The sequence below is a fragment of the Trinickia soli genome, assembly GCF_002879855.1.
In the GTDB taxonomy this organism is placed as follows: Bacteria; Pseudomonadota; Gammaproteobacteria; order Burkholderiales; family Burkholderiaceae; genus Trinickia; species Trinickia soli.
Map to the genome: position 1 here is coordinate 1 of NZ_PNYB01000021.1, position 14,077 is coordinate 14,077.

Sequence of the window (14,077 nt, forward strand, 5' to 3'; positions counted from 1 at the left end):
TGATCAGCTTGACGATGATGTTGGACAGGAAGCCCTTGAAGACTTCGAAGCTCAGTTCGGAAGTAAGGCTCTGACTGAAGAGGTACAGCAGGAACGGAAGGAAAAGAAACAATGCAGCACCGCTGACCCGATGCAGGATCGACACGCGTCCCGCCAACGGTAGACGATATGCCGTCAAGATTTGCCCCAGACCGATGTTCCGGAATTCCGGCCTCTGTCTCTGCTTGTCCACAGGTCCTGCCATGTCATACCCCTTTGTCGTATCGAGCCCGATCGCGCTACGGCCGCCTCACGCCAAGCCGCCGCGTGCAACGGGCGAACTTTCGAACCGGACCGGACAGGCCGGGGGTGTGAGGGGCGCGTAGTGAGCGCGGCGTCATGCCGCACCCAAGAATTTTGCGGATATTGTCTCCCCATCCTGATATGCTGTCTAATATCTATCTTGTATTCCAGAAATACATTTTACAGATATCGGTATGGAGCTACGGCATATTCGCTACTTCCTGGCGGTCGCCGAGGAACGAAACGTCACGCGGGCGGCGGAGAAGCTCGGCATCGGCCAGCCGCCGCTGAGCCAGCAGATTCACGCGCTCGAAGCCGAACTGAACGTGCGTCTGTTTCGTCGGACCGGGCACGGCGTCGTGCTCACCGAAGCCGGCGAGGCCTTTCTCATCGACGCGCGCCGGCTCCTCGAAAGCGCCGGGCAAGCCATCGCCAATGCACAAAGTGCGGGGCGGGGCGAGACGGGGCAACTGAACATCGGCTTCACGGGGTCGGCGGCGTTCAATCCGGTCGTGCCGAGGATCATCCGGCAGTTTCGGCAGTCCTATCCCGGCGTGACCCTCACACTGTCCGAGGGCAACACGGCCGAACTGCTCGACGATCTCAAAGCCGGCCGTGTGGACGTGGCTTTCGTGCGGCTTGGCGCGCAGTCACCGGCGAGCATGACGTTCCATCACATCGCGGCTGAACGGATGCGCTTGGTGCTGCCGGCCACGCACCGATTGGCGCGCAAGCAGCGAATCAAGCTCGAGATGCTGGACGGCGAACCGTTCGTGCTGCTGCCTCGGGACGTCAGCCCCACGCTGCACGACGTCATCGTGGGCGCTTGCCGCTACGCGGGATACGAGCCTGTGCTGGGCCAGCAGGCGCCGCAATTGTCGTCCGTCGTCAACTTCGTCGCTGCGGAGTTCGGCGTATCGCTCGTGCCGGCATCGGTCTGCCAGATTCAGGTCGAGGGGGTGGTGTATGCGGATGTCGCCGGTGCGAATATCACCATCCGTCTGGCGTTGGCGTCACAGGCTCCGCCCAAAGCGTCGAAGGTGGAAAATTTTCTCGCGATCGCTCGCCAGTTGACGACGCCAGCGGCGAGTTGAAGGTGTTCTCAGCTCGGTCGTTAGAAAATCATTCAATCGATCGCGAAGTTTGCGCCATTCTTTGGAATCCATTTTTTGTGCTTTCGCCGCTAAGATTGCTTGCACCCACTACCGGTGCGGTAGCCAGGAAAGCCACGCGAAAGCGCGCGCTGGCGGGCCGGCGTGCGACGCGGCGGCGAAGTCGATCGGTTCGCCCGCTGTTGGTGGCGGGCTAAGCGTCTTTTGTGCTCAAAAAAGTTGATCGCACTGGCGTTGTTGTTCATGATGCGCGGGTGTTCATTCAGATTGAACATGCACGATTGACGAACGACGCCCCTTCATGACCAATAAACCGACCGCCACGTCCTTCAGCGAGCTCCCGCTTGCGCCCGCCGTACTCGCCAATCTCGCCCGGCTCGGCTATGTCTCCATGACGCCGATTCAGGCGGCGGGCTTACCGATCGCGCTGGCGGGGCACGACCTGATCGCTCAGGCCAAGACGGGCAGCGGCAAGACAGCCGCATTTTCGCTCGCGTTACTCGCGCGGCTGGACGCCCGCCGCTTCGACGTGCAAGCGATGGTTCTATGTCCCACGCGCGAGCTTGCCGATCAGGTCACGCAGGAAATCCGCCGCCTCGCGCGCGCCGAGGAAAACATCAAGGTGCTGACGCTCTGCGGCGGCACGCCGATCGCGCCGCAGGCGGCGAGTCTCGAACATGGCTCACATATCGTCGTCGGGACGCCGGGGCGCATCATGGACCATCTGGAGCGTGGCAGCCTTGCCCTCGATGCATTGAATACGCTCGTGCTCGACGAAGCGGATCGGATGCTCGACATGGGCTTCTACGACGATATAGCGAAGGTGGCCGATCGGTGTCCGAAAGAGCGGCAAACGTTGCTGTTTTCCGCGACCTACCCCGACGGCATCGCCAAACTCAGCCAGCGATTCCTGCGCAATCCCAAAGAGGTGAGGCTTGAAGAGCGTCACGACGACAGCAAGATTCGCCAGCGCTTTTATGAGGTGACGGACGAGCAGCGGTTGCACGCGGTGGGCATGTTGCTGAATCACTATCGCCCGGTGAGTACGCTAGCGTTCTGCAACACGAAGCAACAATGCCGCGACTTGCTCGATGTACTGCGTGCGCAGGGTTTTCATGCGCTGGCGTTGCACGGTGAACTCGATCAACGCGAACGCGATCAGGTGCTGATTCAATTCGCGAACCGTAGCTGCTCAGTGCTCGTTGCCACCGATGTCGCTGCGCGCGGGCTGGATTTTACGCAGCTCGAGGCGGTGATCAACGTCGACGTGACGCCCGATCCCCAAGTGCACGTGCATCGAATTGGCCGCACGGGCCGCGCGGACGAAGATGGCTGGGCGCTGAGCCTCGCAAGCATGGATGAAATGGGGCGCGTGGGCGGCATCGAGCAGGCGCAAAAGCGCGATGTCGAATGGCATCCTCTCAGCGAGCTCAAGGCGCAAAGCGACACGCTGTTGTTGCCGCCGATGGAGACCTTGCAGATCCTCGGTGGGCGAAAAGAAAAGATTCGCCCTGGCGACGTGCTGGGCGCGCTGACGGGGGAAGCGGGCTTCAGCGGCGCACAGATCGGAAAGATCAACGTGACCGAATACTCGACCTACGTCGCGGTCGAGCGAAGCATCGCGCGCGACGCGCTGCGCAAGCTCAACGCAGGGAAAGTGAAGGGCAAGAAGGTGAAAGCGCGATTGATGGACGAGTGGCGTTGACGGTGCGTGCCGTACGCACACGATGACCTTCGAGATGCGTTGGACCGCAAGTCGGCGGGAGCGCGCGGTCCGATTGTTTCAGCTATCGGACTCGTGAAACAGGGGCAAGCTCAGTGGTTGCGTCACCGGGAAACCAGCCCATCCAAGCACAAGTCATTGACCTCCACGAATTCGTCGATGCCTGGATGCGAGCCTTCGCGCCCCAGGCCGCTCTGCTTCACGCCGCCAAAAGGCGCGAGTTCGTTCGAGAGGAGTCCGCAGTTGATCCCCACCATCCCCGATTCGATGCGCGCCGCGTTGCGCCGGATGCGCGCCGCATCGCGGCTATAGAGGTAGGCGGCAAGCCCATACTCGGTGTCGTTGGCCATCGCGATCGCTTCGTCGTCGGTATCGAAGCGAAAGAGCGCTGCCACCGGCCCGAACGCTTCTTCACGGGCAATCTTCATCGCGGGCGTCGGCATGGCATCGAGCGAAGCGATGTCGACCAAGGAGTTTTCTGAATGACCACTGAGATCGAACGAACGCACCCTGAGACACCCTCGCGGCAAAGATTGCGAGCGCACGCCCGTGCTTGCCGTGTAGTCAGCGCCACGTCACGGTCAATGCCGGTCAGCCGACGAGTCCCGATGCGGCGTCGGCCTGCGTCTCCGTCTCCGTCTCCGCCACGCGCGCCAGATAGGTCCACGGGTAGATGCCGCGCGCGTGGCCGTCGCTGAACAGGAGCCGGATGCCATAGCCGATCGCCTCGATGCCGAGCAGCGCGACGTCCGGCGTCACGTCGACCTGGCCGCCTGCACGCCGGCGCACGGTGCATTCCGCGCACGGGCAAGCGGCTCGCAATTGCGCGTGCGCGACGCGTTGCGTGCGGCCATCCGCCCACGATACCGTCAGTGCGCGGGCGGTCGCATCGACGCGGAGCAATGTGGGCGCATTCATCGCTGTTCGTCGCCCATCTGCGTCAGCGCGATGCGCACTGCCTTGCGCACGTCGGGGTCTTGGTCGAGCAGCGCGTCGCGCAGCGCCGGCAGTGTGCGCGCGTCGCGCAGTTCGCCTAGCGTTAGCGCTGCCTCGCGGCGCAGGTTGCCGATCGTGTGAGTCAGCAGCGCGGCGACGGGTAGGGCTGCGCGCGCGTCGCGCAGTTGCCCGAGCGCACGCACCGCGCGCAGCCGCACTTGCCAGTAGGGATCGTCGAGCGCCGCAACGAGCGGCTCAACAGCCGACTGCGGCCGTAGCTTGCCAAGGGTCTCTGCGGTTTCCTCGCGGACCCGCCAAGCGTCGTCGCGAAGTGCGGCGAGCAGCGCATGCACCGTCGCTTCGTCGCCGGATGGCGCGAAGCCAAGTGCGCCAACGGCCGTGCGGCGGACAACCGGATCGACGTCGCCGGCGACACGTCCGATAAGCGGCGCGAGCGCCCGCTCGTCCCTCAACCAGCCGAGCACGGAAACGGCTTCGAGCCGCACCGCGGCATCGTCGTGTGCGAGTGCGTCGAGCGCCGGCTCGAGCGCCTCGGCGTAGCGCAACTCGCGCAGGCCTCGCAGCACCGCGCGCAGGACCGCCGGAGCCGGCTGCTGCACCCACCGCCGCAACACCGCACCGGACGAGGGCTGCTGCAGCCCGGCAAGGCTGTCGGCGGCGGCATCTCGGACCTCGTCGTCCTGATCGAGAAGCGCGGCGCAGAGCGCATCGACGACGTCGTCGCGTTCCCATGCGCCGAGTATTGCGGCGGCCTCGGCGCGGATCTCGGCGGCGGCGTCGCCGCGCAATGCCGCCATGAACGCGGGCACCGCGTCGGGGATTTCAAGGTCGGCAAGTTCGAGCAGCGCGATGCGGCGCACGACCGCGTCCGGCGATTGCAAGCGCGCGAGCGGACCCGTTGCGGTATCGGCGAGCGGATCGATATCCTGGGCAGACGTGGGATGTGAGTTCATCGGGGCGGGGTGAGGGCAATCAGATCGCGGTCGGCTGGCACAACGGCAGCCGGACGTGGCGATGCGGGAGCATGGGTGGCTTCGTGCAGTGCGCGGATGCAGCGGCGCTTGAGGTCGATGAACGCAGGGTCGGTGGTGCTTTCGTCGCTGCGGGGCCGTGCCAGCGGCACAGCGAAGTCGTCGACGATACGCGCAGGCCGGCTCGACAGCATGACGATGCGCCCGCCGAGGAAGAGCGCTTCGTCGATGTCGTGCGTAACGAAGACGACCGTCGTGCGAATCGTCGACCAGAGCTCGAGCAGCAGTGTCTGCATCATCCGGCGCGTTTGCGCATCAAGTGCGCCGAACGGCTCGTCCATCAGCAAGATGCGTGGCCCGTTGATCAGCACGCGCGCGATTTCGACACGTTGCTGCATGCCGCCGGAGAGCTGGGCGGGGTAGTGGTGCTCGAAGCCGGCGAGCCCGACGAGCTTGAGCAGCCGCGCGGCTTCGTGAAGTCGCGCATGCCGCGCGACGCCCTTCATCTTCAGACCGAATGCGACGTTCTCGATCACCCGTTTCCACGGGAACAGCGTGTGTTGCTGAAACACCAGACCGCGTTCGGGATGCGGTCGGTCAACACGCTGGCCGTCGACGAAGATGTTTCCGCGCGTGGGCGGGATGTGTCCGGCGATGGCGCTGAGCAACGTCGATTTGCCGCAGCCGGACGGACCCAGCACACAGGCGAACTCGCCCGGCGCGATGTCGAGATCGACCGTATCGAGTGCGGTGAGGTGCGCCCCGGGCGCGCCCACGTCGATCGATAGTGCCCGCACCTGCACGCGCGCAGCGTAGCTCCCGGCAAGCGCGTTCATCGGTGACCTCCACGCGCCTGATGCCACGGTGTGAGCGCGCGGCCGGCGCGCTTCACGAGCAGACTGCTGCCCATGCCGAGCACGCCGATGATCGCCATGCCGACGACGATGTTTGCATAGTTCTGCAGCGTATAGGACTCCCACGTGAAGTAGCCGATCCCATACTGGCCGGCGATCATCTCGGCGGTGACGAGGCAAAACCACGCGGTTCCCATGCCGATCGACAATCCCGTGAAAATAGCGGGCGCGGCGGCTGGCACTATGACTTCGGTGTAAAGACGCAACGGACTCGTGCCGAGCCCGCGCGCGGTGGCGACGAGCCGCGGGTCCGCCCCCTCGACGCCGTGCATCGTGTTCAGCAGGATGGGAAAGAGCGCGCCGACGAAGGTGATAAAGATCATGCTGAGTTCGGATGACGGAAAGATCAGAATCGCGAGCGGGATCCACGCGACCGCAGGAATGGGGCGCAGCATTTCGAGCGGTGGCAGCAGCGTGTCCTCGAGCGCGCGATGCCGGCCGATCGCGAGCCCGAGCCCGACGCCCGCGACGGCGGCCCCGCTAAAGCCGGCGAGCACGCGCAGCACGCTTGCCGCGAGATCGAGCGGCAGCTTCGGTGAATGCAGCAGTTCCCAGAAGGCAGGGCCGACATCGCTCGGCGCCGGCATGGTCGAGAACGAAACGAAGCCGAGCGACAGACGTAAGTGGACCGCAAGCTGCCACAGTGCGGCAAAGAAAACGATCGAACCCGCGCGTAGGAGACGTTGGCGTTGCCGGGCCGCACTGTCGGCGGCGGCCGGAGCTGGCGCGCCGGTTGCGGCGTGGTCGGGAAGTTCAAGCGATATGGCCATGAGCGTGCCTGTTCGGTTCAAATGGGGGGCGAATGTGTGGGCGGATGCGTGGCCGGATCCGCCCGCCGGACTGACGCGCTCGCGTCAGCGTGCGGCGAGCGCTTCTGTCGCACCCGATGCTGCCGCTGCGTAGTCGACGACGGAGCCGGATGTGGCCCGGGCGTATGCGTCGGCGTTCGACTGGAGCAGGAAGGCAGCGAGACCGCCGCGCGCGTCCCGTACGTACCACGCCTGCTTCGCGAAGAGTTTCAGTCCACTCGTGTGGTCATGCACGTATGCGGCGCGGATCTTAAGGCCGGTCTGCCCGATCTTCTTCAACGCGGCAAACGCTTCAGCGGGATTCGCGTAGTTGCGAATCTTCGTCTCGTTCGCGAGCCACACCTGTGCGACGCCGTTGAAGTCGCGAATCGGCTTGCCGGTCAACGCATCGTTGGCGGCGAGTGGCTGCTTCGCGTAGTTCGCGAGCGCGGCTTCGTAGTCGAGCCGCGACTCCTTGAACGCTTCGCGGATATAGCGGTCATCGATAAACGTGTCGGCGTTCAGACCCGTATCCGTCTTTTTCAGCAACTTCAGCGTCGAGATTGCTGTCGCGACCGCGCGGCGGTACTCGGGCTTCCATGTCAGGTCGCGCGTTTGCAGGCCGAGCGGGCCGAGGTACAGATAGTCCACGGGGGCCTCGACGCCCGTTACCTTCTCCACCAGCAGGCTGTACTTCTCGGGATCCTCGGTGAGCAGGCGGTTTGCCTCGATCGCAGCGCGCAGGTAGGCGACCACCACCTCGGGGTACCGCTTCGCATAGTCGGCGTCGACGAGCGAGCCGTGCAAGGTCGGCGCATGGCTTTGCGAGCCGTCGTAGATTTTGCGGGCAATGCCGCGGTACGGGAACAGCTCGGCAAACGGCACGAAGTCCGCATGTGCGTCGATGCGTCCTGCCTTCAGTGCGCTGCCGGCCACTTCGGGTGCCTGCGTGATGATGTTCACGTCGGTGTCCGGGTCCCAGCCCTGCGCGGCGATCGCGCGCAACAGCATGCCGTGCGCGGTCGACGCGAACGGGACGGAGATCGTCTTGCCCTTCAGATCGGCGATCGAGTGGATCTTCGAATCGGTCGGCACGACGATGCCGTTGCCGCTGCCGTCGATGCTGGCCGACAGCACGGCGATGAACTTGCTCGTTTTACCGGCTTTCTCAAACGCAGCGCCGTTCAGCGCGCCGGGGAAGTCGGCCATGACGCCGAAGTCCAGCTTGCCAGCGACCATCTCGTTGGTGATCGGTGCGCCGGACGTGAAGTCGTGCCATTGCACGTCGTAGGTGACGTGTGCATACCGGCCGGTATGCGGTAAGTACCGGTCGAGCAGGTGCAGTTCGCGGATCAAAAGGCCGCCGGCCGCGCAGTTGATGGTCGTGTCTTGCGTGCCGATGGCGACGCGGATCGTTTCGGCATGAGCGGTCGCCGCGGCCGCTGCGAGCAGTGTGGCAGAGAGTAGGCGGAAGGTACGGTGACGAAGGTCCATGGTGCGTTCGGCGTGTGCTGTATCGGGAGTGGACGAGCGGCCGCGCGTCAGCGCAGCAGATACGGGAGATCGACCTTGACGGCGCCCGTGGGGCAGTCTTTTTCGCAGGGCATGCAGTACCAGCATTCGTCGAACTGCATGTAGGCCTTGCCTTTCGTCAGGTCGATCGCGAGCAGGTCGAGCGGACACACGTCGACACAGACGGTGCAGCCCTTGTCGGCGATGCAGCGCGCTTCGTCGATCGTCACGGGCGCGCTCGTGCGGTTCGAAATGGTGCGGGGCAGGTAGGACACGGTGTGATCTCCTCAGACGGCGGTGGCGGGCGTGCGAATGCGCAGGCGTTCGTAGGCGTCGCGCTCGAGTTCGTTAAGCGGCACGACGTAGGGTTCGATTGGACGCTTTTCCGTGTGCATCCGGCCGCTCGCGTCCTTGCTCAGCCACGTGTGGCAGAACCAGTCGGCGTCGTTGCGTCGAGGGTGGTCGACGCGATGGTGGTAGAGGCCCCAACGGCTTTCCGTGCGGAATAGTGACGCGCGTGCAGCCATCTCCGCGCAGTCGCGGATCGCACGCACTTCGGCTGCGCGCATCAGTTCGTGCGGGTGCTGCGCGCTGATCGCGTCGATGTCGTCGGTGATCTGCGCGAAGCGCTCGAGACCGATCTCCATCTTGCGTGTGACCTTTGGTGGCTGCAGGTAATCGTTCACCATGCGGCGCAGCTTGTATTCGACCTGTGCGGGCGGCAGGCCGTGTTCTCTCCGGAGCGGCGCGTAGACACGCTCACGCTCGGCATCGACCTGAGCCTGGTCGACGCTAGCGTGCTCCCGGCCCGCGACGTAGTCGGCCGCGTTCTCGCCGGCGAACCAGCCGTAGGTGAACGCGCCGAGCATATAGTTATGCGGCACTGCGGCCATGTCGCCGGCAGCGTACAGTCCAGGCACGGTGGTCTCCGCCCGCGCGTTCACGTAGACACCGGACGCGCTGTGGCCGCTGCAAAAGCCGATTTCGGAAATGTGCATCTCGACCATTCGGTGCCGGTAGTCGGTACCTCGACCCTCATGGAAGCGGCCGCGGCTCGGACGCTCGTTTGTGTGCAGGATCTGCTCGATCGTCTGAATCGTTTCTTCGGCGAGATGGTCGAGCTTCAGGAACACGGGGCCATTTCCGCTTTGCAGTTCCTGGTAGAACTCCCACATCATCTGGCCGCTCCAGTAATCGCATTCGATGAAGCGCTCGCCCTTACCGTTGGCGGTGAAGCCGCCGAGCGGCCCCGTTACATACGCGCATGCGGGCCCGTTGTAATCCTTGATGAGCGGGTTGATCTGAAAGCACTCGAGATTCGCGAGCGCCGCGCCCGCGTGATAGGCCATCGCGTAGCCGTCGCCTGCGTTGGTCGGATTCTCGTAGGTGCCCATCAGGTAGCCGGACGACGGCAGGCCCAGCCGCCCGGCGGCGCCGCAGCAGAGAATCACGGCTTTGGCGCGGATCACGTAGAAATCGGCGGTGCGGCAATCGAAGCCCAATACGCCACATACGTGCCCGTTGACGTCGGTCAAAAGACGTGTGGCCACGATGCGGTTCGTGATGGCGACGCGCGAGCGCTTGAGCTGCCGGTACAGCACCTTCTTGATGTCATGTCCTTCCGGCATCGGCAGCACGTACGCGCCCATGTGGTGGACCTTCTTCACCGCATAGTCGCCGTTGCCGTCCTTTTCGAACTTCACGCCCCAGCGGTCGAGTTCCTGGATCGTCGCAAAGCTGTGCTTTGCATACGCGTAGACCCCCGACTGGTCGACGATGCCATCGTTCGCGAGCGTTATCTCGCGCGTGTACTGTTCGGGCGTCGCGTGCCCAGGGATGACCGCGTTGTTCAGGCCGTCCATGCCCATCGAGATGGCACCGCTACGCTTGACGTGGGCCTTTTCGAGCAGAAGCACGTTCAACGCGGGATTGCGCTGCCTGGCCTTGACGGCCGCCATCGGGCCGGCGGTGCCACCACCAATCACCACCAGATCGAATTCGAGGACGTGTGTGTTCATAAACGATAATCCTTGTTGTGCTCGCTGCCGGCCGGCTGCGTTCGATACGGACCCGGTACTGGAGCGCATCGCCGCGGAAATAGAGGTGTTCGTAGTCGATCGGTGTGCCATCGGCGTCATGTGTGAGACGGTCGATGCGCAGCACCGGGCTGCCTTCCTCGACGCGCAATGCATCGCCGATATCCTCGTCGGCGAGGATCGCGTAGATCGCCACATCCGCGCGGCTAAGCAGCACGTTGCAGTCGTTCTCGATGATCAGGAAGATGTCGCGGGATGCGCGTTCGCAGGGTTTCCTTGATCTGCGCATGAAGCGACACGACGGGTAGCGGAACGAGATTGTTGCGGGTTGCGTGGGGCATGGCGTAACTCGTAATGTCAAGTTGCGTCGCAGTGTATGGCGCGGGGTCGCGCAACCCAACCAACGATTTCTGCTATCGATATCGCGGGCCTCCGGAGAGATCGCTTAGGCGTTTTGCTCCGGAGCGTGAATGCCCACCCCGGCAGGCCGGCTATGCAATGGCCGGCCTGCGCGGTTACCCCCGCGTGTAGATGCTGTCGAACACGCCGCCGTCGGCGAAGTGGCGCTTCTGTGCATCGCGCCAACCTCCGAATTCGCCGTCCACCGTATACAACTTCAGGTTCGGGAAGTTATGCGTGAGAGAGGCGGGCACAGTCTTCGAGCGCGGGCGATAGAAGTGCTCTGCCGCTATCCGCTGTCCTTCGTCGCTGTACAGGTGTTCGAGGTAGGCTTTGGCGAGCTCGAGCGTGCCATGCTGAGCGACGATCTTGTCGACCCATGCGACGGGTGGTTCGCACAGGATGCTCGATGACGGGACGACGATCTCGAATTGGTCGGAGCCGAACTCCTTGATACACAGAAAGGCCTCGTTCTCCCATGCGATCAGCACGTCGCCCTGTCCGCGTTCCACGAAGGTGACGGTCGCGCCGCGGGCGCCAGAGTTCAGGATCTGCACATTCTTATACAAGGCCGCGACGAAGGCCTTTGCCTTCGCGTCGCTGCCGCCTGCCTGATGTTCGGCGAAGGACCACGCGGCAAGATAGTTCCAGCGTGCGCCGCCAGAGGTCTTGGGATTTGGCGTAATGACGTTAACCCCGGCGCGAGTCAGATCGTCCCAGTCGTGGATACGCTTCGGGTTGCCCTTGCGGACGAGGAACACGATCGTCGATGTATACGGGCTCGAATTATCCGGAAGCCGCTTCTGCCAGTCCTGCGCGATGAGTCCGCGATCGGCGATCGCATCGATGTCGTAAGCTAACGCCAGCGTGACTACGTCGGCCGCAAGGCCGTCGATCACGGCCCGCGCCTGGCTGCCCGAGCCGCCGTGAGATTGCTTGAACTGAGCGCTCGTCCCTGTCTTTGCCTGCCATCGCTTGTCGAACGTCGCGTTGTAGTCTCGATAGAGTTCGCGAGTCGGATCGTAGGAGACATTGAGCAGCGACTCGCTCGTGCTTGCATGTGCGGTATGCACGAGCCCGAGCGACGATACGGCGGCGACGGTCAGTCCGGTGAGAAACTTTCGCCGCGATGGCGAAACCAATGGCATATCATCTTGCATATTCACTCCGTAGCGTATTTTTGTGCAATCAGTTTGCCGGAAGGTGCCGCTGCGCTTTGCAAGCATTACGCATAACGTTATTCCTCCTGATATAAAGCGGTGCTCTGCTGCAAGTCGGTGATATTTAGTCGAAGTAATTCATTCGCTCTGCCCGCCTGGTGGAAGGGAAGCACGTAGTGGTTGCCGATGACCGTGCCCGCACTTGGTTGGATCTGCTTAGCAGAATCGGCGATAAAGAAATGAGGAACGGTTGCTTTTGGATATCGCGCAACCTCGATAGACTCGATCGGAACCTCATGGATTGCCTTGCGCATGGTTGAGGACAGCATGCCTGGACGCGCCGTTCGTTCGTGTCGTCTGGTTTCGTCTCCTGTGCCTCATCAAAGAAGTGTGTTCCGCATGACCACGTTCGTCTTTCGCAAACCCAGTGCGTTACCCGGCTTCGGTCTGACGCTCGGGATTACAGTGAGCTACCTGAGCCTTGTGGTTTTGATTCCGCTCGCTTGCGCGTTTTTCAAGATCGCTTCGCTTTCGTGGGACCAGTTCGTCGCAGCGGTGACCTCACCGCGTGTGCTCGCCTCCTATCGTCTGACATTCGTCGCCTCGCTGGTCGGCGCGCTCATCAATGCGGTGTTCGGCTTCCTCGTTGCCTGGGTGCTCGTGCGCTATCCGTTTCCACTTAGGCGGCTGGTCGACGCGGCAGTCGATCTGCCCTTTGCGTTGCCGACCGCGGTGGCGGGTATCGCGCTCGCCTCGGTGTACGCGTCGAACGGCTGGATCGGCAGACTCCTTGCTCCGCTCGGCATTCGCATCGCCTATACGCCCTTGGGCGTATTCGTCGCGCTGACCTTCATCGGCCTGCCGTTCGTTGTGCGCACAGTCCAGCCAGTGCTCGAAGATTTTGAACGTCAACAGGAAGAGGCCGCAGCGTGCCTGGGTGCCTCTCGCTGGCATGTATTTTTGCGCGTCGTGCTGCCCGCCGTCACACCGGCGCTGGTTACAGGATTTGCGCTCGCGTTCGCCCGTGCGCTCGGAGAATACGGCTCGGTGATCTTCATTGCCGGCAACGTGCCGATGAAGTCTGAAATTACCTCCCTGATCATCGTCACGAAGCTCGAGCAATATGACTACGTCGGAGCGACCGCGGTGGCGGTCGCGATGCTGCTCGCATCGTTCGCAATCTTGTTGCTCGTCAATACGTTTCAGTGGCAGCTGCAGTACCGTTCGAGCCGAAACGGGCGCGGGGCGTCGGTGCCGCCCGCGACCGCCGTCGCGTCGGAGGCTGGTGTGTTATGAGTGACCCTGTCTATTTGGCTTCTCTCCCCGCGGGGCGCGCTCGCTCTGCGAGCTGGGATGATCCGGTCGACGAACCACGCGCTGCGCGTGCGCTTCTGACCGGCGCGGCGTTCTTGTTCATCGCGCTGTTTCTCGTGTTGCCGTTGGTGGCGGTTTTTGCGCAAGCGTTCAGCAAGGGGATCGGGGTGTATGCGGCCGCACTCTCCGATCCCGACGCACGGGCCGCGATCGGGCTGACGTTGACGGTGGCGGCGATCGCCGTGCCGCTCAATCTCGTATTCGGCGTGTGCGCATCGTGGGCAATCGCGAAGTTCGAGTTCCGAGGCAAGGCGCTGCTTACAACCTTGATCGACTTGCCGTTCTCGGTGTCCCCCGTGATTTCCGGGCTCCTGTATGTGCTGCTCTTTGGCGCACAGGGGTGGTTCGGGCCGTGGCTCGCCGCACATGGCATACAGATCGTATTTGCGGTGCCGGGCATCGTGCTCGCCACGATCTTCGTCACGTTTCCGTTCGTTGCGCGTGAACTGATCCCGCTGATGCAAGCTCAGGGCAGCGACGAGGAAGAGGCCGCTCGGGTGCTCGGCGCGTCAGGCTGGCAAATCTTTCGCCGCATCACGCTGCCCAACGTCAAGTGGGGGCTCCTTTACGGTGTGACCCTGTGCAATGCGCGCGCGATGGGCGAGTTTGGCGCGGTATCGGTGGTGTCCGGCCACATCCGAGGGCAGACCGACACGATGTCGCTGCACGTGGAGGCGCTCTATAACGACTACAACATGGCCGCGGCGTTTGCCGTCGCATCGCTGCTCGCGATGCTGGCGCTCGTCACGCTGGCGTTGAAGCTGATCGCCGAGCGGCGTGTCGAGGCCGAACTCGGCGCGGCACGGGAAGCTCGCGCACTGCCGGTATCGCAATCCTGACGAGACAAAC

The 14,077-nt window shown here is 63.4% G+C and carries 14 protein-coding genes and 2 pseudogenes; 4 read left to right on the forward strand and 12 right to left on the reverse strand.

The genetic code is table 11. The annotated features are described in order from the left end of the window. Positions 1-244: succinate dehydrogenase, cytochrome b556 subunit (gene sdhC, locus C0Z19_RS21050; RefSeq protein WP_102611782.1), on the reverse strand; the 244-nt coding region annotated here is incomplete at its 3' end. 232 nt (positions 245-476) lie between these two features. On the opposite strand from sdhC, the gene C0Z19_RS21055 reads away from it, so the two are divergent. Both C0Z19_RS21055 and dbpA read left to right on the forward strand, forming a co-directional pair. After that, positions 477-1,376: a LysR family transcriptional regulator gene (locus C0Z19_RS21055; protein WP_102611783.1), complete on the forward strand. Its 900-nt coding sequence runs from the start codon at positions 477-479 to the stop codon at positions 1,374-1,376. 319 nt (positions 1,377-1,695) lie between these two features. Continuing rightward, positions 1,696-3,099 (forward strand): ATP-dependent RNA helicase DbpA, encoded by a 1,404-nt coding sequence (gene dbpA / locus C0Z19_RS21060; protein ID WP_102611784.1) that lies wholly within the window; start codon positions 1,696-1,698, stop codon positions 3,097-3,099. A 122-nt stretch (positions 3,100-3,221) separates the two neighbouring features. Here dbpA and C0Z19_RS21065 read toward each other — a convergent pair. The 11 genes and pseudogenes from C0Z19_RS21065 to C0Z19_RS21115 all read right to left on the reverse strand — a co-directional run. Further along, positions 3,222-3,554 (reverse strand): annotated as a pseudogene (locus tag C0Z19_RS21065) (aldehyde dehydrogenase family protein); the annotation flags it as partial. A 154-nt stretch (positions 3,555-3,708) separates the two neighbouring features. Next, entirely contained in the window at positions 3,709-4,035 is a 327-nt protein-coding gene (locus C0Z19_RS21070) for a gamma-butyrobetaine hydroxylase-like domain-containing protein (RefSeq protein ID WP_102611785.1), read from the reverse strand. Next, on the reverse strand, positions 4,032-5,027 hold the full coding sequence (locus tag C0Z19_RS21075) for a HEAT repeat domain-containing protein (protein ID WP_102611786.1): 996 nt from the start codon (positions 5,025-5,027) through the stop codon (positions 4,032-4,034). Before C0Z19_RS21075 ends, C0Z19_RS21070 begins: the two co-directional genes overlap by 4 nt. Beyond that, positions 5,024-5,881, reverse strand: coding sequence for an ABC transporter ATP-binding protein (locus C0Z19_RS21080; protein ID WP_102611787.1), 858 nt, complete (start codon positions 5,879-5,881; stop codon positions 5,024-5,026). The genes C0Z19_RS21075 and C0Z19_RS21080 overlap by 4 nt, the downstream gene beginning before the upstream one ends. Beyond that, positions 5,878-6,729, reverse strand: a complete 852-nt coding sequence (locus tag C0Z19_RS21085) for an ABC transporter permease (protein ID WP_102611788.1) — start codon at positions 6,727-6,729, stop codon at positions 5,878-5,880. The genes C0Z19_RS21080 and C0Z19_RS21085 overlap by 4 nt, the downstream gene beginning before the upstream one ends. Positions 6,730-6,813: 84 nt before the next feature. Further along, positions 6,814-8,241, reverse strand: a complete 1,428-nt coding sequence (locus C0Z19_RS21090; protein WP_102611789.1) for an ABC transporter substrate-binding protein — start codon at positions 8,239-8,241, stop codon at positions 6,814-6,816. A 47-nt stretch (positions 8,242-8,288) separates the two neighbouring features. After that, positions 8,289-8,534 carry a 4Fe-4S dicluster domain-containing protein gene (locus C0Z19_RS21095; protein WP_102611790.1) on the reverse strand — a complete coding sequence of 82 codons (246 nt, stop codon included), beginning with the start codon at positions 8,532-8,534 and terminating at the stop codon, positions 8,289-8,291. A 12-nt stretch (positions 8,535-8,546) separates the two neighbouring features. Next, entirely contained in the window at positions 8,547-10,277 is a 1,731-nt protein-coding gene (locus C0Z19_RS21100; RefSeq protein ID WP_102611791.1) for a fumarate reductase/succinate dehydrogenase flavoprotein subunit, read from the reverse strand. 22 nt (positions 10,278-10,299) lie between these two features. Next, a pseudogene (locus C0Z19_RS21105) lies at positions 10,300-10,554 on the reverse strand (UTRA domain-containing protein); the annotation flags it as partial. A 256-nt stretch (positions 10,555-10,810) separates the two neighbouring features. Beyond that, positions 10,811-11,842 (reverse strand): sulfate ABC transporter substrate-binding protein, encoded by a 1,032-nt coding sequence (locus C0Z19_RS21110; RefSeq protein ID WP_102611850.1) that lies wholly within the window; start codon positions 11,840-11,842, stop codon positions 10,811-10,813. Between the two features lie 89 nt (positions 11,843-11,931). Further along, positions 11,932-12,183, reverse strand: coding sequence for a hypothetical protein (locus tag C0Z19_RS21115; protein ID WP_102611792.1), 252 nt, complete (start codon positions 12,181-12,183; stop codon positions 11,932-11,934). 70 nt (positions 12,184-12,253) lie between these two features. Here C0Z19_RS21115 and cysT point away from each other — a divergent pair, with 70 nt between their 5' ends. Together cysT and cysW are read left to right on the forward strand one after the other, a co-directional pair. Beyond that, the gene (cysT, locus tag C0Z19_RS21120; protein WP_102611793.1) at positions 12,254-13,150 is read left to right on the forward strand and encodes a sulfate ABC transporter permease subunit CysT; all 897 of its coding nucleotides are present in this window, start codon (positions 12,254-12,256) and stop codon (positions 13,148-13,150) included. Further along, positions 13,147-14,067 carry a sulfate ABC transporter permease subunit CysW gene (gene cysW / locus C0Z19_RS21125; protein WP_102611794.1) on the forward strand — a complete coding sequence of 307 codons (921 nt, stop codon included), beginning with the start codon at positions 13,147-13,149 and terminating at the stop codon, positions 14,065-14,067. The genes cysT and cysW overlap by 4 nt, the downstream gene beginning before the upstream one ends. Positions 14,068-14,077 lie beyond the last annotated feature (10 nt).